Origin of the sequence: Limnohabitans sp. Jir72, assembly GCF_003063575.1 — a bacterium.
GTDB lineage: Bacteria > Pseudomonadota > Gammaproteobacteria > Burkholderiales > Burkholderiaceae_C > Limnohabitans_A.
In genome coordinates this window covers 113696-140113 of record NZ_NESC01000007.1, presented here as the reverse complement: position 1 = coordinate 140113, position 26418 = coordinate 113696, and the positions used below count along the sequence as shown (strand labels likewise).

At 60.8% G+C, this 26418-nt stretch carries 26 protein-coding genes; 17 read left to right on the top strand and 9 right to left on the bottom strand.

All coding sequences use genetic code 11. The annotated features are described in order from the left end of the window. Positions 1–2 precede the first annotated feature (2 nt). From B9Z52_RS11405 to B9Z52_RS11395, 3 genes are read right to left on the bottom strand one after another with little or no spacing between them, the layout of a single operon-like run. Positions 3–2411: an FAD-dependent oxidoreductase gene (locus B9Z52_RS11405; protein ID WP_108413973.1), complete on the bottom strand. Its 2409-nt coding sequence runs from the start codon at positions 2409–2411 to the stop codon at positions 3–5. Between the two features lie 13 nt (positions 2412–2424). Beyond that, positions 2425–3258, bottom strand: coding sequence for an IclR family transcriptional regulator (locus B9Z52_RS11400; protein ID WP_108413972.1), 834 nt, complete (start codon positions 3256–3258; stop codon positions 2425–2427). Further along, positions 3255–4316 carry a Gfo/Idh/MocA family protein gene (locus B9Z52_RS11395; RefSeq protein WP_108413971.1) on the bottom strand — a complete coding sequence of 354 codons (1062 nt, stop codon included), beginning with the start codon at positions 4314–4316 and terminating at the stop codon, positions 3255–3257. Before B9Z52_RS11395 ends, B9Z52_RS11400 begins: the two co-directional genes overlap by 4 nt. A gap of 104 nt (positions 4317–4420) precedes the next feature. Here B9Z52_RS11395 and B9Z52_RS11390 point away from each other — a divergent pair, with 104 nt between their 5' ends. From B9Z52_RS11390 to B9Z52_RS11360, 7 genes are all read left to right on the top strand, one after another. Then, the gene (locus tag B9Z52_RS11390; protein ID WP_108413970.1) at positions 4421–5227 is read left to right on the top strand and encodes a shikimate dehydrogenase; all 807 of its coding nucleotides are present in this window, start codon (positions 4421–4423) and stop codon (positions 5225–5227) included. A 1-nt stretch (position 5228) separates the two neighbouring features. Beyond that, positions 5229–6968, top strand: coding sequence for an FAD-dependent oxidoreductase (locus tag B9Z52_RS11385; protein ID WP_108413969.1), 1740 nt, complete (start codon positions 5229–5231; stop codon positions 6966–6968). Positions 6969–7140: 172 nt separating this feature from the next. Further along, positions 7141–8271, top strand: a complete 1131-nt coding sequence (locus tag B9Z52_RS11380; RefSeq protein WP_233251934.1) for an ABC transporter substrate-binding protein — start codon at positions 7141–7143, stop codon at positions 8269–8271. 167 nt (positions 8272–8438) lie between these two features. Continuing rightward, positions 8439–9314, top strand: coding sequence for a branched-chain amino acid ABC transporter permease (locus B9Z52_RS11375; protein ID WP_108413967.1), 876 nt, complete (start codon positions 8439–8441; stop codon positions 9312–9314). Next, positions 9311–10291, top strand: coding sequence for a branched-chain amino acid ABC transporter permease (locus B9Z52_RS11370; RefSeq protein WP_108413966.1), 981 nt, complete (start codon positions 9311–9313; stop codon positions 10289–10291). Before B9Z52_RS11375 ends, B9Z52_RS11370 begins: the two co-directional genes overlap by 4 nt. After that, positions 10288–11049: an ABC transporter ATP-binding protein gene (locus B9Z52_RS11365; RefSeq protein ID WP_199222086.1), complete on the top strand. Its 762-nt coding sequence runs from the start codon at positions 10288–10290 to the stop codon at positions 11047–11049. Before B9Z52_RS11370 ends, B9Z52_RS11365 begins: the two co-directional genes overlap by 4 nt. A 1-nt stretch (position 11050) precedes the next feature. Then, complete coding sequence (locus B9Z52_RS11360) at positions 11051–11800, top strand: ABC transporter ATP-binding protein (RefSeq protein ID WP_108413965.1); 750 nt, start codon at positions 11051–11053, stop codon at positions 11798–11800. Positions 11801–11863: 63 nt separating this feature from the next. Here the strand turns inward: B9Z52_RS11360 and B9Z52_RS11355 are convergent, their stop codons facing one another. After that, a complete protein-coding gene (locus B9Z52_RS11355) occupies positions 11864–12745 on the bottom strand; it encodes an NAD(P)-dependent oxidoreductase (protein ID WP_108413964.1) in 882 nt (293 codons plus the stop codon). Positions 12746–12845: 100 nt separating this feature from the next. Between B9Z52_RS11355 and B9Z52_RS11350 the strand changes: the two genes are divergently transcribed. From B9Z52_RS11350 to B9Z52_RS11315, 8 genes are all read left to right on the top strand, one after another. Then, on the top strand, positions 12846–13538 hold the full coding sequence (locus tag B9Z52_RS11350) for a TetR/AcrR family transcriptional regulator (protein WP_108413963.1): 693 nt from the start codon (positions 12846–12848) through the stop codon (positions 13536–13538). Positions 13539–13635: 97 nt separating this feature from the next. Further along, a complete protein-coding gene (locus tag B9Z52_RS11345; protein WP_233251933.1) occupies positions 13636–14175 on the top strand; it encodes a TRAP transporter small permease in 540 nt (179 codons plus the stop codon). A 17-nt stretch (positions 14176–14192) separates the two neighbouring features. After that, a complete protein-coding gene (locus tag B9Z52_RS11340; RefSeq protein WP_108413962.1) occupies positions 14193–15470 on the top strand; it encodes a TRAP transporter large permease subunit in 1278 nt (425 codons plus the stop codon). Positions 15471–15554: 84 nt separating this feature from the next. Further along, positions 15555–16586, top strand: a complete 1032-nt coding sequence (locus tag B9Z52_RS11335; RefSeq protein WP_108413961.1) for a TRAP transporter substrate-binding protein — start codon at positions 15555–15557, stop codon at positions 16584–16586. Between the two features lie 63 nt (positions 16587–16649). Further along, entirely contained in the window at positions 16650–17090 is a 441-nt protein-coding gene (aroQ, locus tag B9Z52_RS11330) for a type II 3-dehydroquinate dehydratase (RefSeq protein WP_108413960.1), read from the top strand. Between the two features lie 19 nt (positions 17091–17109). Further along, positions 17110–17943, top strand: coding sequence for a shikimate dehydrogenase (locus B9Z52_RS11325; RefSeq protein ID WP_108413959.1), 834 nt, complete (start codon positions 17110–17112; stop codon positions 17941–17943). Positions 17944–18086: 143 nt separating this feature from the next. After that, a complete protein-coding gene (locus B9Z52_RS11320) occupies positions 18087–18962 on the top strand; it encodes a 4-hydroxyphenylpyruvate dioxygenase (protein ID WP_108413958.1) in 876 nt (291 codons plus the stop codon). Positions 18963–18970: 8 nt separating this feature from the next. Further along, a complete protein-coding gene (locus B9Z52_RS11315) occupies positions 18971–19852 on the top strand; it encodes a sugar phosphate isomerase/epimerase (RefSeq protein WP_108413957.1) in 882 nt (293 codons plus the stop codon). Between the two features lie 42 nt (positions 19853–19894). On the opposite strand, the gene B9Z52_RS17880 is transcribed toward B9Z52_RS11315, so the two are convergent. Then, complete coding sequence (locus tag B9Z52_RS17880) at positions 19895–20032, bottom strand: hypothetical protein (RefSeq protein ID WP_158270550.1); 138 nt, start codon at positions 20030–20032, stop codon at positions 19895–19897. 561 nt (positions 20033–20593) lie between these two features. Here B9Z52_RS17880 and B9Z52_RS11310 point away from each other — a divergent pair. Continuing rightward, entirely contained in the window at positions 20594–21682 is a 1089-nt protein-coding gene (locus B9Z52_RS11310; RefSeq protein ID WP_199222085.1) for a helix-turn-helix domain-containing protein, read from the top strand. An 18-nt stretch (positions 21683–21700) separates the two neighbouring features. On the opposite strand, the gene B9Z52_RS11305 is transcribed toward B9Z52_RS11310, so the two are convergent. Next, positions 21701–22477 (bottom strand): IclR family transcriptional regulator C-terminal domain-containing protein, encoded by a 777-nt coding sequence (locus tag B9Z52_RS11305; RefSeq protein WP_108413955.1) that lies wholly within the window; start codon positions 22475–22477, stop codon positions 21701–21703. A 108-nt stretch (positions 22478–22585) separates the two neighbouring features. Between B9Z52_RS11305 and B9Z52_RS11300 the strand changes: the two genes are divergently transcribed. Next, positions 22586–23587, top strand: coding sequence for an aldo/keto reductase (locus B9Z52_RS11300; RefSeq protein WP_108413954.1), 1002 nt, complete (start codon positions 22586–22588; stop codon positions 23585–23587). Positions 23588–23717: 130 nt separating this feature from the next. Here the strand turns inward: B9Z52_RS11300 and maiA are convergent, their stop codons facing one another. From maiA to B9Z52_RS11285, 3 genes are all read right to left on the bottom strand, one after another. Next, on the bottom strand, positions 23718–24353 hold the full coding sequence (gene maiA / locus B9Z52_RS11295; RefSeq protein WP_108414103.1) for a maleylacetoacetate isomerase: 636 nt from the start codon (positions 24351–24353) through the stop codon (positions 23718–23720). A gap of 87 nt (positions 24354–24440) precedes the next feature. Beyond that, positions 24441–25142, bottom strand: a complete 702-nt coding sequence (locus B9Z52_RS11290; protein ID WP_108413953.1) for a fumarylacetoacetate hydrolase family protein — start codon at positions 25140–25142, stop codon at positions 24441–24443. A gap of 225 nt (positions 25143–25367) precedes the next feature. Beyond that, positions 25368–26405: a cupin domain-containing protein gene (locus B9Z52_RS11285; protein WP_108413952.1), complete on the bottom strand. Its 1038-nt coding sequence runs from the start codon at positions 26403–26405 to the stop codon at positions 25368–25370. Positions 26406–26418: the final 13 nt, after the last annotated feature.

Sequence of the window (26418 nt, the reverse complement as noted above, 5' to 3'; positions counted from 1 at the left end):
GTTTACTTCAGTGGCGACACCGCCGTGGGCATGGCGATGGTCGAGACCATGTTCGTCGTCAAGTGCGCCGGGCCGCCTTTGGGCGGCCAGATGCCTTGGGCCACGGCTTCGCCGCGGATCTGGCTGCGGGCGTTCAGGCTGTCGTAGGCCCAGATGTTGGTGAAACGCAGCGGGCCGTCCAGCGCGACCATGGCCACCACGCAAGGCGAGAGCTTGTCGCGGGCGGGCACGTACTGCTCCCACAGGTCGATGGTGGGCTGCACGCCGCCGGTTTTGATGCCGTAGGTGCGGATTTCATAGACCGGGCCAGTGATGCCACTTTCGGCGCTGGGGCGCACGGGTTTCATCCAGGGGAAGCCTTTGTAGCTGTGTTGCTCCAGCGTCTGGAAAATCTCGCCGCAGCCGAATGGGCTGGCGCTTTGCTGGGTGCGTTCGCGTTCGGCCTGCAAAGCGTCCAATGTGGCAAAGCCGCGCAGCACGATCATCTGGTTGAGCACGCCGATGTCGGTGAACCAGCAGCCCAGCAGTTCGCCTTGGGCCTCAGGCGCCGTGGCAAAGGCCTGCACGTGGGTGGCGGCTTGGCCTGCGGTGCCAAAGGGCAGGTTCATGGTGGCGAGTTCGTAGTACATGGTGTTTTCTTTCGAGGTGTCGGTTGATGTGTGGGTGATCGGGTATTCACAAGTGGCAGCCGGATCGCGTCCTGCGGCGTGGTGTGCGGCGATGAAACCAAAGGTCATGGCGGGGCCCAGCGTGATGCCGCCGGCCGGGTAATGGCCGCCCATCATGCTGCTGAGGTCATTGCCTCCGGCATACAGGCCGGGGATGGCCTGGCCTTGGGCGTCGGTGACTTGGGCGTGGTCGTTCACGCGCAAACCGGCGAAGGTGCCCAAGCTGCCCATCACGACTTTGACGGCATAAAACGGGCCGCGTTCGATGGGACCCATGCAGGGGTTGCGCAGGCCGCGTCGTGTGGCGTTGATGGCGTCGCCTTGGATGCGGTTGTAGGGCGTTTCGCCTTTGCCAAAGTCGCGGTCCTTGCCGTCTTGCGCCAAGGCGTTGTAGCGCTGCACCGTGGCTTGCAGGGCTTGGGCGTCGATGCCGCAAGCGTCAGCCAATTCTTTCAAAGTTTGACCGCGTTTCAGATAGCCGTTTTTCAGCCAAGGGCCGAGCGGCATGGGCGCAGGTTTGACCGCGCCCAGACCGTAGTAGCGGATGAAGGCGTGGTCACAAACCAACCAGGCCTCAGGCTTGTGATCGGCCGGTGTCGCGGCCAGCAGGCCTTGCATGAAGTCGTGGTACGAATTGGCCTCGTTGGCAAAGCGCAAACCCTTGGCTGTGACGGCGATCAGGCCGGGCTTGGCGCGCTCGATCAGGTGCGGAAAGTGCGCCACGCTGCCGTCCTGGCGGGGCACCAAAGACACGGGGGCCAATGCCGCCGCTTGCACCAGGTCGCTCGCCACCACGCCGCCTGCGGATTCGCCCAAGCGCAGGCCGTCGCCCGTGTTGCCCCGGTTGCCCGCCGACCAGTGCTCTTGGCCCGTGGGTGCATGCGGCAGCAATTGCTGTTTGCGGGCTGGGTCGTGTGGAAAGCCGCCGGTGGCCAACACCACGCCGCAGCGGGCTTGGAAATGGACTTCACCCTCCGGCGTTTGGACTAGGGCACCCGTCACGCGGCCTTCGCTTTGCAGCAAACGCAAGGCCGGGCTGTTCACGCGAATTTGAACGCCCAGATCCAAGGCGGACTTGGCCAGCCCGCCGATCAAGGCATTGCCGTTGACCAGTCGCGTGCCCCGGCGGTGCACCAGCAGGTCACGCCCATGGCGCAGCAGCAGTTGGGCGACGTGCCAGAACGAGGCGGGTTGGTGCAGCGCATTCAAAAAATGCCGCAGCTCCGCACCCGAGGCGATGCCCATACCCCACAAGGTGGTCTCGTGCAGCGGGGGCTTGAGATCGTGCAGGCGATCGCCCAGTTGGCGGGCGTCAAACGGGGCCGCGCAGATCGAGCGGCCACCGGTGGCCGCATCGATGGTGTGGCCGTGAAAGTCGGGAATCGCGTTCCCGTCGATGAACTGCAGCGCGGTGTTCTTTCTGAAAAACTCGACCATGCGTGGGCCGTTCTTCAGAAAGGCCAGGGCGCGGGACTCGTTAAATTTCTCGCCCAGTTCGCGGCGCAGGTAAGACAGCGGTTTTTCGATGCGTTCGACCAGGCCCGCTTCGACCGCCAGCGGATTGCGCGGCACCCACATCCAGCCGCCCGACCATGCGGTGGTGCCACCGTATTGCGGGTCTTTCTCGACCACGATCACTTTCATGCCCAGGTGCGCGGCGGTGACGGCCGCAGACAGTGCGCCCGCGCCGGAGCCCACCACCAGCAGGTCGCAGTGTTCGGTTGAAGGCGTTGTAGCGTTCATCGGCTTGCGCGCATCACACCGCGTAGATCGGCTTGCGCCCATCGGTGGGCGCGGCGCTGCCGGTCTCGGCCGTGAGGCTGAAGAAGGGTGACGCGCCGCTGGACGCGGCCAGCTGTTGCGCAATGCTGAGCAGTTCGGGCGCGAGCTCGGCCATTTTTTCGGCCGTGAAGCGCACGGTGGGGCCAGCAATCGTCAGCACGCCAAACGCAGGCTGACCCGCAAAGCGCACGGGTGCGGACATGGCCGACAGGCCGGCGGTGTAGGTGTCGGTGGTCAGGCTGTAGCCGCGCTCGCGGGTTTGGGCCACGGCCTCCATCACGGCTTGCAAGCTGGTGGGGGCGGCAGGGCCGAACTGTTCCGGCTGGCCCAGACCTTGTTTGGCCACCAAGGCCAGGGCCGCGTCATCGCTGAGCGTCGACAGCAAGGCCCAGCCCGAGGACGAGCACGACAAGCGCGCATCGCTGCCCATGTCGGGGTCATAGCGCAAGCCTTGGCGCGCGCCTTGGGCGCGGGCCACCCAGGTCAGGCGCTCGCCGTCGACCACCGACAAGCGCACCAGCTCGCCAGAAACCTCGGCCAGGCGGTTGAGCAGGGGCTGGGCAATGTCCACGATGCCGCTGTTGCTCAGGTAGCTCAGGCCCATGGAGACCAGCTTGGTCGTCAACAGGTAGTCGCCGTGCCCGCGTGTCTGGCGCACATAGCCCAGGCGCACCAGGTCGGTCAGCAGGCGGTGCGTGCCGCTGCGGGGAATGTCCAGCCGGTCGGCAATGGCCGCCAGTTCCAGGCCTTCGCCGTGTTGTGAGAGCAATTCGAGGATGCTCAAAGTTCGTTCGAGTACGCCGCTCATGTGGGATTCCTTGATGCCGTGAAGGCCGGGCAGGTTTGACGTTGACCGGTGCGCGCCGCTTGCAGCAGGGCCAAAGTGGCTTGCAAAGTGCGCCAGCCGTCCAAGGCCGAGCAGATGGGGGTTTCGCGCCGCTCGGCCACTGCGCGGAAATGCCGCAGCTGTTGCACGTACACATCGATCTCGTGTACCCGGCTTTGCTCGCGCATCATTTCGTGGTGCCAGTGGCGCTCACCCTCGTAGCGCCACAGCGCCAGATCGGGCAGTGACAGCGAGGCTTGCGTGCCCGACAAAAAGTGCGACTGCACGTTCTGACGTGGGTATTGGCTTTGCTCGCCCGCACAAAAATCCCAGCACCAGGGCGAGACGGCGGTGTCCGAGACCGTCATCACGGCTTGCGTGCCAGATGCAAACTCGAACAAGGCCGAGCCGGTGTCTTCCACTTCAAAACCGCGCACCGCGCTGGACAAGCAGCCTTGCACCGCGCGCACGTCGCCGAGCAAAAACACCAGCATGTCGATGTCGTGGATCAGGTTGATCAGCACCGGCCCGCCGCCGGCTTGGCGGCGCCAGGCCACGTCGAAGTAAGCCGCGGGCTTGTAAAAATTGGCCATCACGTTGGCGCTGAGCACTTGGCCCAAGCGACCGTCCGCCACGATTTGGCGAGCCCTTTGCAAGATCGGGTTGTGGCGGCGGTGGTGACCCACCAGCACCGGCACGCCCGTGTCTTGCGCGATCTGGATCAGCCGCTCGGCAGCGGCCAGGGTGTCGGTCACCGGCTTTTCGATCAGCACCGCCAGGCCGCGCGCCATGCAGTCGGCGGCCACTTCCACATGCGTGGCGTTGGGCGTGGCGATCACCACGCCTTGGGGCTGGGTGGCTTCCAGCAGGGCTTGGTGGTTTGCAAAGGTGGGGACGTTTCGCTCGGCGCACCACTGGCGACCGGCCGCGCCCGGCTCGGCCACGCCCACCAGAGCGAACTCGGGTGTTTTCAGGATGCGCTCGATGTGCGTCCGGCCAATCACGCCAGCGCCAATCACGGCCAGAGGGAACTTTTGCATGGGGCTTTGCAGGGTGGCAGGGGTTTCAATGGCGCAAGTATATTGATTTTTGGAAATAAATTCAAAAATGGAATCAAATTCCGTTTTTATGTATCATCGCGGCCATGAACCCGACACAGCCCTTGAACCTCGACGGTGCCTCGCGCATCCATTTCATCGTGGGCGACCCGATCGCCCAGGTCAAATCACCCACGGGTGTGAGCCAAGCTTTTCAGGCCGCAGGGCTCAATGCGCTGTGCATCCCAGCCCATGTGGCCCCGGCCGATCTGGCGGTCTGGACAGCTGGCGTGTCGCTGTGCAAAAACGTGGACGGCATCATCGTCACGGTCCCGCACAAGTTCGCTTACTTTGACCTGTGCGCCACCACCTCAGAGCGCGGCGCGTTTTTGAAATCCATCAACACCTTGCGCCGCAACCCCGATGGCAGCTGGCACGGCGACATGTTCGACGGCATGGGCTATGTGAAAGCATTGGCGCTCAAGGGCTGCAGCTTGCAAGGTCAAAAAGCTTTGTTGGTGGGCGCAGGCGGTGCCGGTTCGGCCATTGCGTATTCGCTGGCCACGGGCGGTGTGCGCGAGCTGGCCATTCACGACGAAGACACGGCCCGGCGCGACGCCTTGGTGCAGCGCCTGGCCTCGCTGGGCCCCTGCCGCGTGGTCACAGGCAGCAGCGACCCCACAGGTTTTGACATCGCCATCAACGCCACACCGATCGGCATGAAAGCGGGCGATCCGCACCCGATCGATGTGAGCCGCTTCACAGCGGACATGTGGGTGGGCTGCGTGATCACCGTGCCCGCTGTGACGCCGATGATTGCCGCTGCGCGGGCGTTGGGTTGTCACACCCTCACAGGCGCTGAGATGTTTGCGCAGGTGAAAGACCTGATGGTTGAATTTTTGATGGGGGCCTGAGATGCAAGTTCTGAAGAACGGTCTGGATGGTTTGAAAGACGGTGCCGAATTTGACCTGGTGGTCATCGGTGCGGGCGGTGCGGGTTTGTCGGCGGCGGTGTTTGCCGCCATAGACGGCGCGAAGGTGCTGGTGGTCGAGCGCACCGAATTTGTGGGCGGCACCACCGCCTGGTCGGCGGGCACCACTTGGGTGCCGGGCACGCACCACGGTTCAGCAGTCAACCCCAGCGACACCCTGGCCGATGTGACGACTTATCTGAACCATGCTGTGGGCTCGCAAGCGCCAGCGGCCTTGCGTGACGCCTTTTTGAAGAGCGGTCCCGAGGCCGTGGCCAAAATCGAAGCGCAGACCCCAGTGAGGTTCCGTCCTTACCCCAAGCACCCGGACTACATCAGCGATTTGCCTGGCTCGACCTTGAATGGCCGTGCGCTGGAGCCCGTGCCTTTCGATGGCCGCTTGCTGGGCGAATTGTTCCCGCTGCTGCGCCCGCCGATTCCTGAATTCACTGTGCTCGGCGGCATGATGGTGGACCGCACCGACATCAACCACTTGCTGGCCATGACGAAGTCTTGGGCTTCGCTCAAGCATTCGGTCAGCATCCTGTGGCGGCATCTGCGCGATCGCCTGACGCATGCCCGCGGCACGCGTTTGGTGATGGGCAACGCCTTGGTGGGCCACTTGCTGCATGCCTTGTCCAAGCAAGGCACGGCGACCTTGGCGCTCAAGACCTCGGTCGATGCACTTGAGCGTGACGACAAAGGCCGCGTGGTGGCCGTGCGTTTGAGCAGCGCCACCGGCAAGGCGCGCGTGCTGGCCAAGCGTGGCGTGGTGTTGGCCAGTGGGGGCTTTAACCGCGACCCGGCTTTGCGTGCTCAGAAGTTGCCTGGCGTTCCCGCCGAGTGGTGCCCAGCCGCGCCTGGCCACACTGGCGAGGCTCTCGCTTTGTCGCGGGGCTTGGGCGCCGTTGAAGGGCAGGGCGCACAAAGCCCGGCCTTCTGGGCACCGGTGTCTTTGCGCCAACGCGCCGACGGCAGCACGGCTGTGTTCCCGCACTTTGTGATGGACCGCGCCAAGCCCGGCATGATCACCGTCAACCAGGCTGGAGAGCGCTTTGTGAACGAGAGCACTTCGTACCACCTGTTTGCGCTGGGCATGCAGGCGGCCCAGCAAGCCGTTCCCGCTTACATGGTGGCCGATGCCAAAGCCTTGCGCCAATACGGCATGGGCATGGTGCGCCCCGGTGGCAAAGGGCTGGCACCGTTTCTGGCCGATGGCTACCTGACTGAAGGCAACAGCTTGCAAGCGTTGGCGGACAAGCTGGGCATCTCGGCCGAGGGCTTGGCCCAAGCGGTGGCCGACAACAACGCCTTTGCCCGAACCGGTGTGGACACCCAGTTCCAGCGCGGCGAGACGGCCTATCAGCAAAACATTGGCGACGCCGCAGCCGGCGGCCGCAACCCCAACTTGGGCGAGATGAGCGAAGGCCCTTACTACGCCGTCAAGCTCTACCCTGGCGACATTGGCGCGGCGCAAGGCCTGCAGACCAACGAACATGCGCAGGTGCTCAATGCACAAGGCCAGGCGATTGAAGGTTTGTATGCCGTGGGCAACGACATGAACTCCATCATGGGTGGCGTCTACCCGGCCCCCGGCATCACGATTGGGCCCGGTTTGGTGTTTGCCTATTTGGCGGCGCAGCATGCTTTGGCTGCGCTCACTGCGCTCGGGTCTAACCCCTAATACGTTCGATCATCGAACGTTTTTGAGCGATCATCGAACTTTGAATGCAGGAGACCTTGAAATGCTTAAGGCATTGCCCACTACATTCCCATCACCTTGCCCTGCATGGAAAACGTTTTTTCAACCCACTGGCCGTGCATGCTGGCCTGATTCCGCCCAAGAGGAGACCTCTGTGAAAGCTACCCTGAAAACCCTGGCCGTCTGCGCTGCATTGGCCGTGTCTGGCCTGGCCCAAGCCCAAGACATCAAGATCGCCAACATCGTTGAATTGTCCGGCCCCGGCACCACCGCTGGCACCGTGTTCAAGAACGGCGTGGAACTGGCCATCAAGGAAATCAACGCCTCGGGCGGCATCTTGGGCAAGAAAATCAGCTACACCACCGAAGACACCCAGACCAACCCTGGCGTGGCCAAGGGCTTGACGCAAAAGGCCGTGGACAACGACACCTTCGCCATCTTTGGCCCCGTGTACTCCGGCTCCATCATGGTCTCCATGGCCGAATCCAAGCGGGGCGAAACGCCCAACTTCACCGGTGGTGAAGCCGCTGCGATCACGGCGCAAGGCAACCCTTATGTGTTCCGCACCGCCTTCGGTCAAAGCGTGTCTTTCCCCAAGCTGGCCAAGTTCATCACCTCCAAAGCCAAGACTTTGGCCATCGTCTATGTGAACAACGACTTCGGCAAAGGCGGTCGTGACACCCTGACCAAACTGCTGGAAGGCACCTCGACCAAGATCGTGGCCGACATTTCGACCGACGCCGGTCAGGTCGATTTCTCTGCGGCAGTTTTGAAAGCCAAGCAGACCGATGCCGACGCGATCTTTGTGTACACCAACGAAGAAGAGTCAGCCCGTGCGCTGCGCGAATTCCGCAAGCAAGGCGTCAAGAAAATGCTGATCGGTGAAACCACCCTGACCGGTCAAAAAGTGATTGAGCTGGCCGGTGAAGCCGCCAACGGCGCTTTGGCCCACGTGGGCCTGACCGTTGACGCCCCTCAGTTCAAGGCTTTCGGTGCCAAGTACAAAGCCGAATACAAATCGGAGTCGGACCACAACGGCATCAAGGGCTACACCGGCATGTACGTGCTCAAAGCCGCGATTGAAAAAGTGGGCAAGCTCGACCGCAAGGCTGTGGCTGCAGCCATCCGCAATGGTTGCTTCAGCACCAAGCAAACGCCCGGTATTTTGATGGACGTGTGCTTTGACGACAAAGGCGATCTGGACCGCGAAAGCTTCCTGATCGAGGTGAAGAACGGTCACCCCGTGATCAACGCCACCTTGCCTGCGCTCAACGCCAAGAAGTAAAGCCACCGCGTCACTGCGAGGAACGAAGTGACGCGGCAGTCCATGGATTGCCGCGCTTGTCTCGCAATGACGCCGTGGGCGAGGCGGTCTAAGGCCGCCTCGTTTTGCTTGTGACGACACGCTGACCTTGCCTGCTGCGGGTCACGATCCCCTTTCGGAGTTCATCCATGACCGACTTTTTACAACTCTTCTTCAGTGGCCTGGCCACGGGCAGCATTTACGCGCTGGCGGCTTTGGGTTTCACCTTGCTGTGGCAGGCGTCTGGCACCATCAACTTCGCGCAAGGCGAATTCGTGATGCTGCCCGCCTTCATGATGGTGATGCTGATGGGCTCGGGCCTGTCGCTGTATTTCGCTTTCGCTTTGACGATTGTGCTGTCGGTCGTGATTTTGGGTTGGCTGTTCAAGCGTGGTCTGGTGGACCCCCTGTTCAAGTACGGCATGATGCCCATCGTCGTGGCCACCATCGGTCTGTCGATCGCCATGCGCAACGGCGTGCGTGCGGGTTACAGCGCCGAGCCTCAACCGTTCCCCCAAGTTTTCCCCGACGTGATCTTTGACGTGATGGGCGTGACCTTCTCGGCCAGCGATGTCGGCAACTTTGTGCTGGCCATGGTGCTGGTGCTGGTGACGCAGGCCTTCCTGAACAAAACCGTCACCGGCCGCGCCATGCAGGCGGTGGCGCAAAACACCGAAAGTGCTTCGGTGTTGGGCATCAATGTCCCGCGCATGATTTTCTACACCTTCGCGATCAACGCGATCCTGGCGGCTGCGGCGGCCTTGCTGGTGACGCCCACGTACCTTGCCAAGTTCGACATGGGCGAGGGCCTGGGCAACAAGGCCTTTTTTGCCGCCATCATCGGCGGCTTCAACAACTCGCGCGGTGCGCTGGTGGGCGGCTTGCTGGTGGGGGTGTGTGAAAACCTGGCTGCGGCCTACATCTCGCCAGCCTACAAAGATGCGGTCGCGTTGGTCATCTTCATGGTCGTGATCCTGTTCAAGCCCCAAGGGCTGCTCGGCAAGAAAGAGGAGCGCAAAGTATGAAAAAACTCAAGCTGCTGTTGGCGCTGGTCGTTCTGGCCGCTCTGGTCATCGTGCCCAGCTTCCTCAAAAACTACGGCATCCACATGTTCACCACTTGGCTGGTGTTCATCATCGCCACCATGGGTCTGAACCTCACCGTGGGTTATGCCGGTCAGAAGTCGCTGGGCCATGCCGCCTTCTTTGGCATCGGGGCCTACACCGTGGCCATCCTGCTCAAAGCGGGGTTCAGTTTCTGGCTGGGTTTGCCGGTGGCGGCATTCATCTGCTTTTTCACGGGCTTGGCCTTGGGCTTTCCGGCGCTGCGTGTGCAGACCATTTATCTGGCCTTTGCCACGCTGGGTTTCAACACCGCCTTGTGGCTGGTGATGCGCAACGAAGAGTGGCTCACCGGCGGCACTTTCGGCATCAACAACATCGCACGCCCCAGTTTGGGTGGCATCAGCTTTGATGGCAACTTGGCTTATTACCACCTGGTGTTGGGTTTCACCATCGTGCTGGCGCTGCTCTTGTGGGGCCTGCTGCGTTCGCCCTGGGGCAAGGCCTTCACGGCGCTGCGCGACAACGCCATCCGCGCCGAGAGCCTGGGCATCGACACCCGCAGCTACACCCTGCTGAGCTTCGCGATTGGCGCGGTGTACGCCGGTGTGGCCGGTGGCCTGTATGCCTCGCAAGTGCAGTTCATTGACCCGGCTTTGTTCACCGTGGGCGCGTCCATCATGATGTACCTCATGGTGGTGGTCGGTGGCCCGGGTTATTTCCTCGGCCCGGTGCTGGGCTCTGCGGTGGGCGTGGTCTTGCCCGAGTGGCTGCGTTTTGCGCAGGCTTGGTATTTGTTCGTGTTCGGCGCGGCGGTGGTGGTGCTCATGATCTGGCTGCCCGATGGCTTGCTCAGCATCCCCGACCGCCTCAAGGCGCGCCGCCAATCGCGAGAGGCTTCGGCTGCGCGCGCTGCTGCTGGCCAAGGAGTGAAAGCATGATCCAGCCCGTCCTCAAAGTCACCAACATGAAGAAGGCCTACGGCGCGATTCAAGCCGTGGGCGGTGTGTCCTTCGAAGTGCGCCCCGGCGAAATTTTTGGCGTGATCGGCCCCAACGGCTCGGGCAAAACCACCTTGTTCAACAGCATGCTGGGCCAGATCACCCCCGATGAAGGCAAGATTGAACTCAATGGCCACGACGTGACCACGCTCGGTCCTCTGGCACTCAATCGCCGTGGCGTGGGACGCACCTTCCAGACCCTGCAGGTGTTTGGCAAGATGACCGTGCGCGACAACCTGATCGTGGCCGCTCAAGAGCACTCTGGGTCAATGTTCAGCCGCATGTTCGCGCCCTCCGACTCCGGTCTGGGTGACAAGGCCGACGCGCTGATCGACCAATTCCGCATCCGCCACGTGGCCGACAAGAAAGCCGGTGAACTGAGCTACGGCCAGCAAAAGCTGGTGGACATCGCCATGGCCTTCATGAGCGAGCCCGATCTGGTCTTGCTCGACGAGCCTTGCGCCGGTGTGAACCCGTCTTTGGTGGGCGGCATCAGCACTTTGCTCAAAGAACTGAACCAAACCCGACGAGCCGACGGGAAGTCCAGCAGCTTTGTGGTGATCGAACACAACATGGACTTTGTGATGGACCTGTGCCACCGCATCATGGTGATGGTCGAGGGCCAGGTGCTGGCCATCGGCACGCCTGACGAGATCCGCGCCAACAAACAGGTGCTGGACGCCTATTTGGGGAACTGAGATGAGCGCAACCACCGATACCTGCATCGAATTCGACAACGTGGTCGCAGGCTACAAGGATTTCATGATCCTGAACAACTTGTCCTTCAAAGTGCCCAAGGGTTCGATCACGCTCTTGATCGGCCCCAACGGCGCAGGCAAGTCCACCGTGCTGAAAACCCTTTTTGGTTTGCTCAAACCTCGCCAGGGCCAGATCAAATTGAACGGCAAGGACATCACTGGTGCCACGCAAAAAGCCTTGCTGGCCGATGGCATCGCCTTTGTGCCCCAGGGCCGCAACCTGTTCGGTCAGCTCAGCGTCTATGAAAACCTGGAGCTGGGTGGCATCACGCTGGGCATGAAGACCACGCACGAACGCATCCCGGAAGTGCTGGCGTTTTTTCCCCGCGTGAAAGAGCGCATGAACTCACGCGCCTCGGCCCTGTCGGGTGGTGAGCAAAAACAGCTGGAGATCGGCCGTGCTTTGTTGCTGCGCCCGAAGGTCTTGCTGATCGACGAGCCCTCGATTGGCCTGTCGCCCATGGTGGTGCAAGACGTGTTCAAGCTGCTGCGCAAGCTGGCTGACCAAGGCACCACAGTCCTGATGGTGGAGCAAAACGTCAAGAGCGCGCTCAAGTACTCGGACAACGCCATCGCACTGGAGTCGGGCCGTCTGGTGCTCTACAAATCGGCTGCGGAAATTCTGGCCGATCCGCAGATGGAGCGCCTGTTTTTGGGTGGTGCGCACACGACGGCTGCAACCACCGTTTGAACTTCAAAGAAGCGGCTGCGAACTGCGCGCTGCTTTCGGATGTGCCGGTGGAATGCGGCGTGATCAGCCTGGGTGACGGTTGACCAGCAGCCCGATCAACTCGGGCACCAACGCGTTGGGATCGCCTTCTTTGCAGGCGGCTTCCAAGGTGTTTTTGACCGCTTGCGCCACCGTGTGGTCGGCCTGCGTGTCACTGGCCATCTGGTTGTAATAGCTCAGGTCCTTGAGCGCGTTGCTCATGGAAAAGCGCAGACCTGAAGTGTCGCCCGTGGTCAGCGTGGGCTTGAGCCGTTCGAGCGCAGCGCCCCAGCCGCCGCCCATGGCCAGCACGTCCACAAAGGTTTGGGCATTGACGCCCGACAGCTGCGCGCACGCTGCGGCTTCGGCCAGCAAGGTCACGGTGCCCAAAGACACATAGTTGTGCAAGAGCTTCATGCGGTGACCCGAGCCGATTGGGCCGGTGTGCACGATGTTTTCAGCAAAGCACGACAAGATGGGTTTGCAGGTTTCGAACAAGGCAGCATCGCCGCCGACCAACAAGTTGAGGCGACCTTCGGCGGCTTCCTTGGGGGTGCGGGTCATGGGCGAGTCCAGAAACTGCCCGCCCTGCGCGATCACCATGGCCGCGACTTTTTCGGTGGACGCGGGCACGGCGGTCGAGCAGTCGATGACGATGGTGCCCGGGCGCATGCCCTTCAAAACGCCGTCTTCGCCCAGCAAAACGGCTTCGACCTGGGGCGTGCCGGTCACGCACAAAATGATGACATCGGATTGCGCCGCCAGCGCCTGGGGCGTGGTGCAGGTGCGTGCGCCTGTGGCCAGCAGGGCGTCCAGTGGCTGGTTGCCCGGGTGTTCCAGCACCGTCAGGCTTTGCCCGTGTTTGAGCAAATTGCTCGCGATGCCGTGGCCCATCATGCCGATGCCGATCATGCCGATTGTTTTCATGGGTACTCCGAATGACTGAAGGCCCAATATAACCATCTCTGCGCCTGCATGAGGGCTTGTCCTGATGAGTGGGTGACAGTGGCCCGCCTATACTTCAGGAATGAACCAACCGGTACATTCTGCCAAGCTCAAGCCAACCGAGGTGCCCACCGCGCGTGAGTCAGGACGCACCAACGACCCAGCCCGCACCATGGCCGAGATCTTGGCGGTGGCCACGCACGAGTTTGCGGACAAGGGTTTGACGGGCGCGCGCATCGACGAGATCGCCGCAGCCACGCGCACCAGCAAGCGCATGATCTATTACTACTTCGGCAGCAAGGATGGCCTGTATCTGGCGGTGCTCGAAGAAGCCTACCGCCGCATGCGCGCCATCGAGTCGGATTTGCATCTGGGCGATCTGCCGCCCATGGAAGCCCTGCAAAAGCTGGTGGAGTTCACCTACGACCACCACCGGGACAACGAAGACTTCATCCGCCTGGTGATGAACGAGAACATCCAGCGCGGCGACTATTTGCGCCAGAGCCAAAGCATTCAGGCGATGAACAGCAATGCCATCCAGTCCGTGCAGGCGGTGTACGACCGGGGCGTGACGCAGGGCGTTTTCAGGGCGGGGCTCGATCCTGTGGACATCCATTCGGCGATCTCGGCGTTCACCTTCTTCAACGTGTCGAACCGCCACACCTTTGGTGTGATTTTCAAGGAGCGGGCCAGCCAAGAGAAGGCCGACACCCTCAAGCGCGAGCATGTGGTGGCGCTGATCTTGCGCTTTGTCAGCCATCAAATTCCGGCATAACAGCTAGGTTTTGGGTGAATTCCATGATCAGGGAAACTACTGAGTTGATAAAACTAACCAGTTCGTACATTAACGGTAGCCCTTTCTGGAGATGCATGTGGTGAAAAAAATCATGGATGGTTACTGCTGGTTGTTGAACCAGCTGACCGCGATCAGTCTGGCGATCATGGTCGTCTTGGTGTTTGGCAACGTGGTGATGCGCTACGGTTTCAATTCCGGGATCACCATGTCCGAAGAGTTGTCGCGCTGGTTGTTTGTGTGGCTCACCTTCATGGGCGCCATCGTGGCCATGAAGGATGGCGCACATCTGGGCTCGGACACGCTGGTGTCTCGCTTGCCCGTGGCTGGCAAGAAGGTGTTCCTGTTCATTGGCCATGCCTTGATGTTGTTTGTTTGCTGGTTGTTGTTCAAAGGTTCGTATGAGCAGTCGGTCATCAACTGGGACACCACCAGTGCGGTGATGGAAGCGTCGATGGCGATTTTTTATGGCTGCGGCATGGTGGCCGCTGTGTCGATTGCCGTGATCTTGTTGCACAAGTTGTGGCGTTTGTTCACCGGTGATTTGTCCGAAAACGAGTTGGTGGGTGTGCGCGAATCGGAAGAAGAGCCGATCGATGTGCCTGCGCCTTTGAAATAAGAAGAAAGAGAAACACCATGACCATCACCGTTTTTCTCGGTTCCTTGCTCGCAGCCATGGCGCTGGGCATTCCGATTGCTTTTTCCTTGCTCCTGTGTGGCGTGGCCCTCATGTGGCACATGGACATGTTCGACGCCCAGATCCTGGCGCAAAACCTGATCGAAGGCTCCAACAGCTTTCCTTTGCTGGCCGTGCCGTTTTTCATGCTGGCCGGTGAGATCATGAACACGGGCGGTTTGTCCCGACGCATTGTCGATTTCGCCATGGCCTTGGTGGGCCACATCCGTGGCGGTTTGGGTTATGTGACCATCGTGGCCGCCTGTTTGTTGTCTGCCTTGTCGGGCTCTGCCGTGGCTGACGCGGCGGCATTGACCGCGCTGCTCTTGCCCATGATGGTCAAGGCAGGGCACGACAAAGCCCGCAGTGGCGGCCTGATCGCCGCATGCGGTGTGATCGGGCCGATCATCCCGCCTTCCATTGGTTTTGTGATCTTTGGCGTGGCCGCCAACGTGTCGATCAGCAAGTTGTTTTTGGCCGGCATCTTCCCGGGCATCGTGCTGAGCGCGGGCTTGTGGATCACCTGGGGCTGGTTGACGCGCAAAGAGCAGTTGACACCTCCCCCACGCCAGCCTTTGTCAGAAATCATGGCCTCGCTGCGCCGCGCCACCTGGGCATTGATGCTGCCCGTGATCATTTTGGTCGGCCTGCGCATGGGGGTCTTCACACCCACGGAAGCGGCTGTGGTGGCTGCGGTTTACGCGCTGTTTGTGGCGGCAGTGGTTTACAAAGAACTGAACTTCAAACAATTGGTGGAGGTCTTTCAGGCTGCAGCCAAGACCACGGCCGTGGTGATGTTCCTGGTCGCTGCGGCCATGGTGTCGGCCTGGCTGATCACGGTTGCCAATTTGCCGCAGCAGGTCATTGCCTTGCTGGAGCCATTGCTGGGCAGCCCCACCTTGCTGATGTTCGCCATCATGATTTTGTGCATGATCGTGGGCACCGCCATGGACATGACGCCGACCATCTTGATCCTGACGCCCGTGCTCATGCCGCTGGTGTCTGCTGCGGGCATTGACCCGGTTTATTTTGGTGTGATGTTCATCATCAACAATTCGATCGGCTTGGTCACCCCACCCGTGGGCACCGTGCTCAACGTGGTGGCCGGTGTGGGCCGCATGCGCATGGACGATGTGACGCGTGGCGTCATGCCCTTCATGGCGGTACAGTTTGCGGTGATGTTCCTGATGGTCCTGTTCCCGCAAATCGTGATGGTGCCGGCCCGCTGGTTCTATTGATTTTTCTTCTTGTGGTCTGACCGGGTACGCCAGGCCACAAGTTTTTGCAAGCGTACGTCCTTGACTATTTTTTGGAGACAACTCATGAAACGTGTGTTCATCAAGTCCTTGATCGCAACCGTGGCTTTGGCCGCTGTGGGCGTGGCATCGGCTCAAGACAAAACCATCAAGTTCGCCAACCAGAACACAGCCGGTCACCCGATTGTTCTCGGCATGGAAAAGTTCAAGGAAATCGTCGAGAAGAACTCTGGCGGCAAGATCAAAGTCAATGTGTTCCCCGGCGGTGCCTTGGGCAGCGACCAGGCCAACGTGTCGGCCATCCAAGGCGGCTCGCTCGAAATGGCGGCCATGAACTCGGGCATCTTTGCTGCGCAGGCCAAAGAATTCGCCATCTTCGATTTCCCCTTCATGTTCGGCTCTGGCAAAGAAGCTGACGCCGTGGTGGATGGGCCTTTCGGCAAGAAGCTGCATGCCAAACTGGAAGACAAGGGCCTGATCGGCCTGGGCTACTACGAGCTGGGTTTTCGCAACATCACCAACAGCAAACGCGCCATCAACAAGGTCGAGGACTTGGAAGGCCTGAAGTTGCGCGTGATCCCCAACCCGATCAACGTGGACTGGGTCAAGGCCTTGGGTGCGAACCCCACACCGCTGCCTTTCCCTGAACTGTACGCTGCGCTGGACCAAAAAGCCGTCGACGGCCAGGAAAACCCAGTGGCCACCATCAACGGCGCCAAGTTGTACGAAGTCCAAAAGCACATGGTCCTGACCGGTCACCAGTACAACCCCCAGTCGGTCATCATCAGCAAGAAGTTCTGGGAAAAGCTTTCAGCAGCCGAGAAGAAAATCGTGGCCGACGCCGTGACCGAGTCGGCCAAATTCCAGCGCGAGAAAGCCCGTGCTCTGGAAGCCAGCATCACCGACAACTTGAAGAAGAACGGCATGCAAGTGACCCAGTTGCCAGAAGCCGAAATGGCCAAGCTGCGCGACAAAATGCGCCCTGTGACCGCCAAGTACGGCGTGACCGTCGGTCAGGACCTGGTCAAGGAGCTGCAAGCTGAAATCGACAAGGTGCGCATTGCAGCGGCAGCGCCTGCCAAGAAGTCGGGCAAGTAATTGCACCCCAAGGCTTCGCCGCGTGTGCGGTGGAGCCTTCTTTCTTATTCATAAGGATTTGTCATGAAAGTCTTGATGCTGCACGGCGTGAACCACAACATGTTTGGCAAACGCGACCCCCAGCAATACGGCACCATCACCTTGGATGAAATCAATGCCAACTTGCAAAAGCTGGGTCAAGAGTTGGGTGCCGAGGTCGAGTGCTACCAGACCAACCATGAAGGTGACATGTGCGAGCGCATTCACCAAGCCTACTTTGACAAGGTCGACGCCGTGCTGATCAACGCAGGCGCATGGACCCACTACAGCTACGCGATCCGCGATGCGCTGGCCGTGCTGACTTGCCCCGTGGTGGAGTTGCACATGTCCAACATCCATGCCCGCGAAGAATTCCGCCACAAATCGGTCTTTGCCGAAATCGTCAAAGGCCAGATCTGCGGCTTTGGCGCCGACAGCTATTTGCTGGCGCTTCGTGCGGGCGTGTCTGCTGCGCAAGCGGCTTGATGAGCGAATCTTTTCACCCATGATCAACGGCAACACCGAACTCATCGCGCACATTGGCTACCCGACGCACACCTTCAAGTCGCCGATGATTTACAACCCGTATTTCGAATCGGCGGGCATCAACGCCGTGGTGGTGCCCATGGGCTGCAAGCCTGAGAACTATGCGCCTTTCCTCAAGTCGGTGTTCACGCTGGAAAACATCCGTGGCGCGTTGATCACCATGCCGCACAAGGTCACCACCGTGGGCTTGCTCGATGAAGTGACCGCCACCGTGCGCGTGGCCGGGGCCTGCAACGCGGTCAAGCGCCTGGCAGATGGCCGCTTGGTGGGCGACATGTTCGATGGTGCAGGCTTTGTGCGCGGTGTGCAGCGCAAAGGCTTTGACCTGACAGGCAAACGTGTGTTGGTGGTGGGCACCGGCGGTGTGGGCTGCGCGATTGCCGCCTCCCTTGCGGGTGCGGGCATTGCGGCCATCAGCCTGTTCGATGTGAACACGGCGGGTTGCGAAGCCTTGGCCCAGCGCCTCAAAACCCATTACCCCCAGATCGATGTGCGCACCGGATCGAACGATCCCGTGGACCACGATCTGGTCGTGAACGCCACCCCCATGGGTATGAACGAAGGTGACCCGCTGCCCATGGATGTTTCTCGCCTGTCCCCCGAGACCTTTGTGGGCGAAGTGGTGATGAAGGCCGAGACCACCGCATTCTTGGCCGCTGCGCAAGCACGTGGTTGCCGCACCCAGGTGGGCACGGACATGCTGTACGAACAGATCCCGGCGTATCTGGAATATTTTGGCTTGCCCACCACCACCGCAGAAGTGCTGCGCAGTGGTGCCAAGCTGAGCTATTGATTTTGTTTTTCTGCACCGCCTTTGGCGATGCGCTGTACCTGTGTTTGTAGGAGCCCACCCCCGTGGGCGATGGGGGTGGCACACACCCAAAAAACCATCGCCCACAGGGGTGGGCTCCCACAAACTGCAACTGGAGCACCGAGATGACCTTGAACAAAGTTGACCGCGAAGCCGTCCCCAACATGCCCAACCGTTTGGGGCTGTCGGGCATTGAATTCATCGAGTACGCCACCAGCCGCCCACAGGCGCTGGGCCAGGTGCTGGAGAACATGGGCTTTCGGCCCGTGGCGCGCCACCGCTCGCGTGAGGTGACTTTGTACCGCCAGGGCACGATGAACTTGGTGGTGAACGCCAGCCCCGACGATGCCCGCGTGAGCGGCACGGTGGACGGCCAGCCCGTGATTTCTGCGGTGGCTTTTCGTGTGCAAGACGCCCTCAAGGCGCACAAGCGCTGCATAGAGCTGGGCGCCTGGAGCGTGGGCAGCCATGCACAAGCGATGGAGCTGCACATCCCCGCCATCCATGGCCCGGGCGGCAGCCGCTTTTACTTTGTGGACCGTTGGCAAGAGTTCTCGATCTACGACATCGACTTCAAGCCCATCCCGACCGTGGACCCGAACCCGCCGGCACTGGCGGGCATGAGTTACTTTGGGGTGGTGCAGTACATCGGCGCGGCCCGCAGCGCCGACTGGCAGACCTATTACGAACACATGTTCGACTTCAGCAGCATTCCCGATGAAGAGCGCTTTGGCATCTTGCCCAAGGGCAAGCTGATGAAGAGCCCTTGTGGCACTTTCTTGTGGCAGTTGATTGAGCCCGAGCCTTGGATGGATGCCGATGACAGCCCCGAGTGCCTGCAGCGCATCGGCTTTGGGGTGCCCCAAGTGGCCGAGGCGGTGGCGGCGCTCAAGGCCCGAGGGGTGGAGTTTGTCGAGTCGACCCAGCTGCACCCCGAAGACCGTGGTGCGCTGACCCGCGCCGCGCTCGGTTCAGTCGCCTTCGAACTCGTTCACCAGTGAGGCCAACCATGAATTTGCTCGACGGCTACGGGATGGACACCATCACCATGGCAGGCACGCTGGAGGCCAAGCTGGCCGCCATGAAGGGCGCAGGCTTTTCTCAGGTGATGCTGATGGCGCGTGACCTGGTCACGCACCCCGGCGGCGTGAAAGCCGCTGTGGCCGCGGTGCAGGCCAGCGGCTTGCGGCCCACCGGCTTTCAGGTGCTGCGCGACTTTGAAGGCCTGTCAGGCCATCTGCACAGCTACAAACTCGACATCGCCAAGGCCATGCTCGAGATGTGCGCGGCCACCGGCAGCAAGGTCTTGCTGGCTTGCTCGTCCACCTCGCGCCACGCCACCCAAGACCTGGACCAAATTGCGGCCGACTTGAAAAAGCTGGCCATGCTGGCCGTGCCCATGGGCATCCAAATCGCCTACGAAGCGCTGTCCTGGGGCCGCACGGTCAACGAATTCCCTACCAGCTGGGACGTGGTCTGCCGCGCCGATTGTCCCAATCTGGGCATTGGCCTGGACTCCTTCCACATCTTCGCGGCCAAAACATCGCTCGACGCGATTGAAGAGCTGGACCCGTCCAAAATCTTTTTGGTGCAGCTGTCGGACTTCATGTGGCAGGAAACCCCCACCTTTGAAGAGCGCATGACCACGGCCCGCACCTTCAGGGTGTTCCCGGGCGAGGGCGTGCACAGCGAGCAACTGGCCGACTTGGTGCTGCGCCTGGACCGCATCGGTTACCGGGGCGACTACAGCTTTGAAGTGTTCAACGACGACTACCAGCAACTGCCGCTGGAAACTGTGGCCGAGCGCGCCCGCAAGAGCGCCACGTGGCTGCACCAGGACGTGTTGCACAAATCGGCACCGCTGCCCGAGTGGACGCGCCAACGCAGCTGACATTGCTGGCGCAAAGCCAGCGTGTGATGTTGGATGGATGGCTCAGGGCATGGATGTCCATTGCACCTGGATGGCGCTTGCATCGCCTGTGATCACCAACCACTGTCCCTGGTCTTGGTGCACGCTGCCATGACTTTGGGTGATGTGCACATCTGGGCGCTGCGGGTGGGGAGCATCCATGTGTGTGGGGTGCTCACGTTCGCTGACCCCTCAAAAAGTATGTAACGTATTTCGAAAATGAGCGGATTCGATGCTCAATTCGCAGCGCATAAGCGTTTCAGGGGGGTGGCTTACCTGATTACCGGTGCCTTATTGCATGGGTATATGCCCTAGGGTCTGCGCATTCACATCTTTGGGTAAGTGGACGTTTTCGCGCGCAAGCAAGACGATGGGCATCAGCACTGAGCTGATCGACCTCCTGTCATGGCATGGCAGGTGTCATACGAAAACCACCAAAGGATTTACATGTCTTACCCTATGGCTGAAAGTCCCCGTCAGAACCGGATTCTGGCCTCCTTGCCGTTGAATCACTATGCGCGGATAGCGGAGCACCTCAGGCTTGTCGAGCTCGTATCTGGTGAGGTGATCGGTGAAACCGGTGAGGATTTGGAGTTTGTTTACTTCCCTACATCGTGCACCAGTTCACTCGTGTCGCATACCCAGGATGGAGATTCGTCGGAACTGGCCATGATCGGGCGCGACGGCATGGTGGGTGTGCATCTGATTCTGGGGAGTTTGCGCATGAACCACCGTGTGGTGGTGCAATGTGCGGGTCAGGCATACCGCATGCCTGCACATGTTTTTCTGGAAGAGCTTTCGCATTGTCAACCCTTGCAGCAGTTGGCGTTGTGCTGTGTGCAGGCTTTGATTGCACAAATGGCCCAAAGCATTGTGTGCATTGGTCACCACAGTGTGAGTGAGCGGCTTTGCAATTGGTTGTTGTTCAATTCGGATGCATTGCTCAGCGTGCAACTGCATGTGACCCACGAAATGATTGCCAACATGCTGGGTGTTCGACGCGAGTCGGTGACGCAAGCGTTGGGCAAATTGCAAGCCGACGGCTGTGTGGCCAGCGGTCGAGGCAGGATATCGATTCTGGACAGGGATGGCTTGGTGACCCGTGTTTGTGAATGTTTTACGCAAGTCTCACAGGAGACGCACCGTTTGTTCGAACGTGCGGGGGGACTTTCAGACACATTTTCGTGGTCTTTGCCAGAGCGTTCAGACATCTCGGCCATTTCCGGACAAGGTTTGCAGAAATACCAAGATGCCTATGATTTTGCACCTGTGGGCTTTGTCAGTCTCGATGCGAAATGCCGTTTGCTGCAAACGAATTTGGCGGGTGCCATCACCTTGGGTATTCAGCGATCTCAAACGCAGGCGGCAGACTTTCTGAGCTGTCTGTCAGCAACCGATCGGGACATTTTCAGTGCATTTCATCAGGAGGTGTTGAGCGGCAAGTGTCGACGGCATTGTGAGGTGAGGCTGCAAGCCGGGGAGCACCGATCGGAGCGGATTTTGCGAATTGAAGCCACGCTGGGTGAAGATGGCCAGGAATGCCAACTGGTTCTGATTGATGTGACCGAGGAGCGACGGGCCTTGGCTCAAACCTTGGAGCGCGAGCACCAGCAGCAGGAGATGTTGGCCAAGCAGCCTTACATGCTCTGGTTCAAAGACCCGCAGGGGCATTTGATTTCGGCCAATGCCCGCTTGATCGATGGCGTGAACCGCACGCTGGATGAAGCCGGCCTGGAAAAACTCGATGCGCAGAACATGCCCTGGCAATTTGCAAAAGCGGCCCCCATGTTGTCGGCAAGCCCTGAGGCGTGAAGCCCTGGCGGCGTGGCTTCAAAGCAGCGTGCGCAAATTGCGTGCGGCTTCCTGCATCACGGGCAGCAGTCGGTGCAGCGCGTGGTCGGTCACTTCTCGGTTGATGGGCATGGTCACGCTGATGGCCCCGTGGGCGACATTGTTGCGGTCCAGCAAGGGCACGGCAATGCCCCGGAAGTTCAGCTCCAGTTGCTGTTCGGACACCGCCCAGCCTTGGCGCTTGAAGTGGATCAGTTCTTGGCGCAATGCGGCCTTGCTGGCGATGGTGTACGAGGTGAAGGAACGCAGCTCATGCGTGTCCAGCCATTGGTCCATCACCGCTTCGTCCATGCTGGCCAGCACCGCCAGGCCTGCCGCCGTGACTTGCACCTGAATGCGTGAGCCGGGCAGGTAGCCACTGGAGGTGTGTCGGTGGCTGTCACTGCGGGCGATGAACACCGTGTCGTCACCATCGACCACGCCCAGGTAGGCGATCTCTTCGGTGCCTGCTGTGATGCGTTGCAAAAACGGCTGCACCAAGCGCGGCAGGCGGGCAGACTCCAGATAGGCATGGCCCAGTCGCAGGATGCGCGGCATCAGCCAAAAGAGCTTGCCATCGCTGCCCACATAACCCAGATGCGCCAGTGTTTTCAGGTAGCGCCGCGCAGCCGTGCGTGTCATGTTGCAGCGCAGACCGGCTTCGGTGGCGGTCAGGCGGGTGTGGGCCGCATCAAAAGCTTCGATGATGGACAGGCCTTTTTCCAGACCGGCAATCCAGTCGCGGGCATCGAGTGCTGTGGGTTCTGTAGGGGGCAAGGCAGCTCCAAGGGTGGCGTGCGATTATCGAACATTCGTGTGCGTTGAGTCGCCGCCCTTTGGCCCCGTGATCCGTTCGGTCATGGCGTTTGCCACTAAGATCGGTGCATGAAACACCGCAAATTAGGCCCCTTCAACGTCAGCGCCATTGGCCTGGGCTGCATGAACCTCAGCCACGCTTATGGCGCTCCCGTCTCTGCCGAACAAGGTGAGCGGGTGCTGCTCACCGCGCTCGACCAAGGCGTGGACTTTTTTGACACCGCTGCTTTGTATGGCTTTGGCGCCAATGAAACTTTGGTGGGCAAAGTCCTGAAGCCGCACCGCCAGAAATTCACGCTGGCCAGCAAATGCGGCATGCAGGGCGTGGACAAAGGCGACGGCACCAAAGTGCGTGTGATCGATGGCCGCCCCGAGACGATCAAGAAAACCTGCGAAGACGCGCTGCGCCGCCTGCAGACCGAGGTGATCGATTTGTATTACCTGCACCGCTGGGACAAGAGCGTGCCCATTGAGGACAGCGTGGGCGCTTTGAGCGACTTGGTGCGCCAAGGCAAGATCCAGACGATTGGCCTGTCCGAAGTGTCGGCCAGCACGCTGCGCAAGGCCCATGCCGTGCACCCGATTGCCGCTGTGCAAACCGAATACTCGCTGTGGACACGCAACCCCGAGATCGCCGTGATCCAGGCCTGCCGCGAACTGGGTGCCGCTTTTGTGGCCTTCAGCCCAGTGGCGCGGGGCTTTTTGTGCGGTCCGCTGGACATTGCAGGCTTCGACGCCAAAGACATCCGCCGCACCATGCCGCGCTTTGCACCCGACAACTACGCGGCCAATCTGAAGCTCTTGCCCGCCTACAACGCGCTGGCGCAAGAGGCCGGCTGCAGCCCTTCACAGCTGGCGCTGGCTTGGTTGTTGCACAAAGGCGAAGACATCTTGCCGATCCCCGGCACCACCTCGGTGGCGCATTTGCTGGACGATTTGGCCGCAGTGGATGTGCAGCTCGATGCGGACTTGATGAACCGCCTGGAAGCGCTCATCAACCAAAAAACGGTGGTGGGCGACCGCTACAACGACCAGGCCAACAGCGAAGTCGACACCGAGGTGTTTGCCTGAATGTAGGAGCCCACCCCGTGGGCGATGGCCTGCAAATCTTTGGCGCGACCATCGCCCACAGGGGTGGGCTCCTGCAAGAATTCAGGTGCCCGGTTGATTCAATACGCCAGAGGGTGAACCGTACAAAAGATCAGGCGTCTGGCTGAGCCATAGGCACCGAGCTCTTGAACGCGTCCAGCTCGCTGCAGGCCTGGTCGATGGCGCTGATCAAGGGCCACCGGGCCATGTCCACGTTGAAGCGGCGTGCGCTTTCCACTTGCGGGATCAAATACACATCGGCCAGGGTGGGCGTGTCGCCAAAGCTGAAGCGGCCACGGCTTGTATCGGCGGCAATCAGGGCTTCGTAGGCGTCAAAGCCCTCGCTGATCCAAGTGCCGCACCAAGCGTTGATGGCCTCTTCGTTGGCCCCGAACTGTTTGCGCAGGGTCTGCAAAATGCGGCGGTTGTTGACGGGGTGAATGTCGCAACCCACGATGGAAGCCAAGGCCCGCACATGGGCACGCGCGTCAGCACCTGTAGGCAACAAAGCGGGCAGGGGGTGCGTTTCTTCCAGCCACTCGATGATGGCGGTGGACTGGACCATCACCTTCTCGCCGGTGTCCAGCGCTGGCACCAAGCCCTGCGGATTGACGGCCTTGAAGGCGTCTCTTTGTTGCTCATCCACACGCAGGTCGACGGCCACATAGTCGGTGGCCATGCCTTTGAGCTTGAGTGCGATGCGCAGGCGGTGCGAGGTGCTGCTGCGGAAAAAGTTGTAAAGCTTCATGGACTTCTCACGTGTTGTCATTGCGAGCGAAGCGCGGCAATCCATGCATTGTGATGGATGCCCGCGCTTGTCTTGTGCGCAGCTGCCTTACTCGGCAGCGCCAATCGTCAGCGCGACTTCGGCCACACCCGCCACGCGGCCGGTGATCTTGTCGCCCGGCAGCACCGCGCCCACGCCCTCTGGCGTGCCGGTGTAGATCAGGTCGCCGGGCTGCAGGTGGTAGTAGGTGGACAGGTCGGCGATGATTTCTCGGATGTTCCAAATCAGCTTGTCCACGTCGGACGACTGCTTGGTGGTGCCGTTGACTTCGAGGGCAATCGCGCCGCGCTCGATCACCACGCCGGGCATGGGCACGATCTCGCTGCAGACCGAGCCTTGCTCGATGTCCTTGCCCGTGTCCCAAGGGCGGCCCTTGTCGCGTGCCACCAGCTGCAGGTCGCGGCGGGTCATGTCCAGCCCGGCGGCGTAGCCGTACACCAGTTCATGCGCGTTGGCTTCGCTCACGCGGAAACCTGCTTTGCCAATGGCCAGCACCAGTTCCATCTCGAAGTGGTAGTTGCTGGTGCGCGGTGGGTAAACCACACTCGCACCGCTTTCCACCAGGGTTTGGGGCGACTTGGTGAAGTAGAAGGCTTGCTCCACGCTCTTGTCGACAGGACGGCCCATCTCGACGGCGTGCGCATGGTAGTTGCGGCCCACGCAGAAAATGCGGTTGATCGGGAAGCGTTCGGTTTGGCCGCGAATGGGCAGGGACTGAACGGCGGGGGGATTGAAGAGGTAAGAAGTCATAGGGGTGCAGGTTGAATCCATGAAAGTTGTGGATGGAACGCGTGTTGAGGTCTGTACGGGACCAGTGCCTAGCTGTGGAGAGGTTCGAGGGCCACAAGTCATCGCCCACGGGGTGGGCTCCTACCCGGAGGTGGCTCCTGTTTTTGTAGGAGCCCACCCCGTGGGCGATGTCGGCTTGAGGTGTCGAAAACCATCGATGAGCAGAGGCGCTTGTGAATGGCTGTTTCAACCCCGGTTTTCGTAAACCCCCAGCTTGCGGTGCAATGGCGATTCATCGGCGATGAACACAAACGCAGGCTGATGGGCATTCAGGTTGGTCAGCGTCACAGCTTCGTAGCCGGGCGCGCAGCAGGTGTCGGCCTCAAGCAGTGTGAAGGTGCTGGCCACGATTTGCGCTTGCACCGCGCCTTCGATGACGTGGAATACCTGTGCAGGGGAGCGCGCAGGCAGGCGCAGGGTTTGGCCGGGGCGCAGCATCAGGGCGTAAAAGCCCAAGATGTTTTCGGCATCGCCACCGGTTTCGGGGTTGGTGTAAGTGACTTGCACCTGCTCCAATGCGGCATTGTCAGCGGCCAGCGATTCGAGCGCGGCCTTGGCGTCTTTCCAGGCGTAGCGCAGCATGGGGTAGGCTTTTTTGCTGCGCTCGAACACATGCGAGGGCACGACGCCGCCACGGGCGTACTGCTTGTCGCCTTGGCCGTGCACCACGGTCTGGCGGTCGCCGTTGATGTGGTAGCTGGCCTCCATGTAATAGACCAGAGGCAGGTCCAGCACATCCAGCCAAATGACGGGCTCGGTGCCGTCGTGACCGTGCTCGTGCCACAGGCCTGTGGGCGTCAAAATCAAGTCACCCCGGCTCATGGGGCATTTCTCGCCGTCCACGGTGGTCCAGGCACCTTCGCCTTCCACCACCATGCGCACCGCATTGGGCGTGTGGCGGTGGCTGGGGGCCCACTCGCCGGGCATGAGCAGTTGCATGCCCAAGTACATGGCGGCTGAGGCCTGCATTTTGTCGAGGCCATGGCCCGGGTTGGCCAGCACCAGCACGCGGCGCTCGGCTTTTTCAATCGGGGTCAGCTCGCCTGCTTTGAGCAGCAGGGGCTTGATGTCTTTGTAAGCCCAGCAGGTGGGCTGGGTTTGCCGCGTGGGCACTTTGGGCGGCAGCACGCCGCGCAGGCTGGGCCACAGCGGCACCAGATTGAGGTTGCGCAGGTCTTGCACATAGTCTTGGGGCAGGTCTTCGAGTCGGCCGAGGTCGTTCATGTTTTTGTCTCCG

Coding starts and splice junctions, on each gene's coding strand:
- B9Z52_RS11325 (WP_108413959.1), top strand. CDS start 17,110: ATGATCAACGGCAACACCGAACTCATCGCGCACATTGGCTACCCGACG.
- maiA (WP_108414103.1), bottom strand. CDS start 24,353: ATGAAGCTTTACAACTTTTTCCGCAGCAGCACCTCGCACCGCCTGCGC.
- B9Z52_RS11315 (WP_108413957.1), top strand. CDS start 18,971: ATGAATTTGCTCGACGGCTACGGGATGGACACCATCACCATGGCAGGC.
- B9Z52_RS11390 (WP_108413970.1), top strand. CDS start 4,421: ATGAACCCGACACAGCCCTTGAACCTCGACGGTGCCTCGCGCATCCAT.
- B9Z52_RS11290 (WP_108413953.1), bottom strand. CDS start 25,142: ATGACTTCTTACCTCTTCAATCCCCCCGCCGTTCAGTCCCTGCCCATT.
- B9Z52_RS11365 (WP_199222086.1), top strand. CDS start 10,288: ATGATCCAGCCCGTCCTCAAAGTCACCAACATGAAGAAGGCCTACGGC.
- B9Z52_RS11385 (WP_108413969.1), top strand. CDS start 5,229: ATGCAAGTTCTGAAGAACGGTCTGGATGGTTTGAAAGACGGTGCCGAA.
- B9Z52_RS11370 (WP_108413966.1), top strand. CDS start 9,311: ATGAAAAAACTCAAGCTGCTGTTGGCGCTGGTCGTTCTGGCCGCTCTG.
- B9Z52_RS11355 (WP_108413964.1), bottom strand. CDS start 12,745: ATGAAAACAATCGGCATGATCGGCATCGGCATGATGGGCCACGGCATC.
- B9Z52_RS11405 (WP_108413973.1), bottom strand. CDS start 2,411: ATGAACGCTACAACGCCTTCAACCGAACACTGCGACCTGCTGGTGGTG.
- B9Z52_RS11335 (WP_108413961.1), top strand. CDS start 15,555: ATGAAACGTGTGTTCATCAAGTCCTTGATCGCAACCGTGGCTTTGGCC.
- B9Z52_RS11375 (WP_108413967.1), top strand. CDS start 8,439: ATGACCGACTTTTTACAACTCTTCTTCAGTGGCCTGGCCACGGGCAGC.
- B9Z52_RS11400 (WP_108413972.1), bottom strand. CDS start 3,258: ATGAGCGGCGTACTCGAACGAACTTTGAGCATCCTCGAATTGCTCTCA.
- B9Z52_RS11310 (WP_199222085.1), top strand. CDS start 20,594: ATGAACCACCGTGTGGTGGTGCAATGTGCGGGTCAGGCATACCGCATG.
- B9Z52_RS11300 (WP_108413954.1), top strand. CDS start 22,586: ATGAAACACCGCAAATTAGGCCCCTTCAACGTCAGCGCCATTGGCCTG.
- B9Z52_RS11395 (WP_108413971.1), bottom strand. CDS start 4,316: ATGCAAAAGTTCCCTCTGGCCGTGATTGGCGCTGGCGTGATTGGCCGG.
- B9Z52_RS11320 (WP_108413958.1), top strand. CDS start 18,087: ATGACCTTGAACAAAGTTGACCGCGAAGCCGTCCCCAACATGCCCAAC.
- B9Z52_RS11285 (WP_108413952.1), bottom strand. CDS start 26,405: ATGAACGACCTCGGCCGACTCGAAGACCTGCCCCAAGACTATGTGCAA.
- B9Z52_RS17880 (WP_158270550.1), bottom strand. CDS start 20,032: ATGGATGCTCCCCACCCGCAGCGCCCAGATGTGCACATCACCCAAAGT.
- B9Z52_RS11350 (WP_108413963.1), top strand. CDS start 12,846: ATGAACCAACCGGTACATTCTGCCAAGCTCAAGCCAACCGAGGTGCCC.
- B9Z52_RS11360 (WP_108413965.1), top strand. CDS start 11,051: ATGAGCGCAACCACCGATACCTGCATCGAATTCGACAACGTGGTCGCA.
- aroQ (WP_108413960.1), top strand. CDS start 16,650: ATGAAAGTCTTGATGCTGCACGGCGTGAACCACAACATGTTTGGCAAA.
- B9Z52_RS11340 (WP_108413962.1), top strand. CDS start 14,193: ATGACCATCACCGTTTTTCTCGGTTCCTTGCTCGCAGCCATGGCGCTG.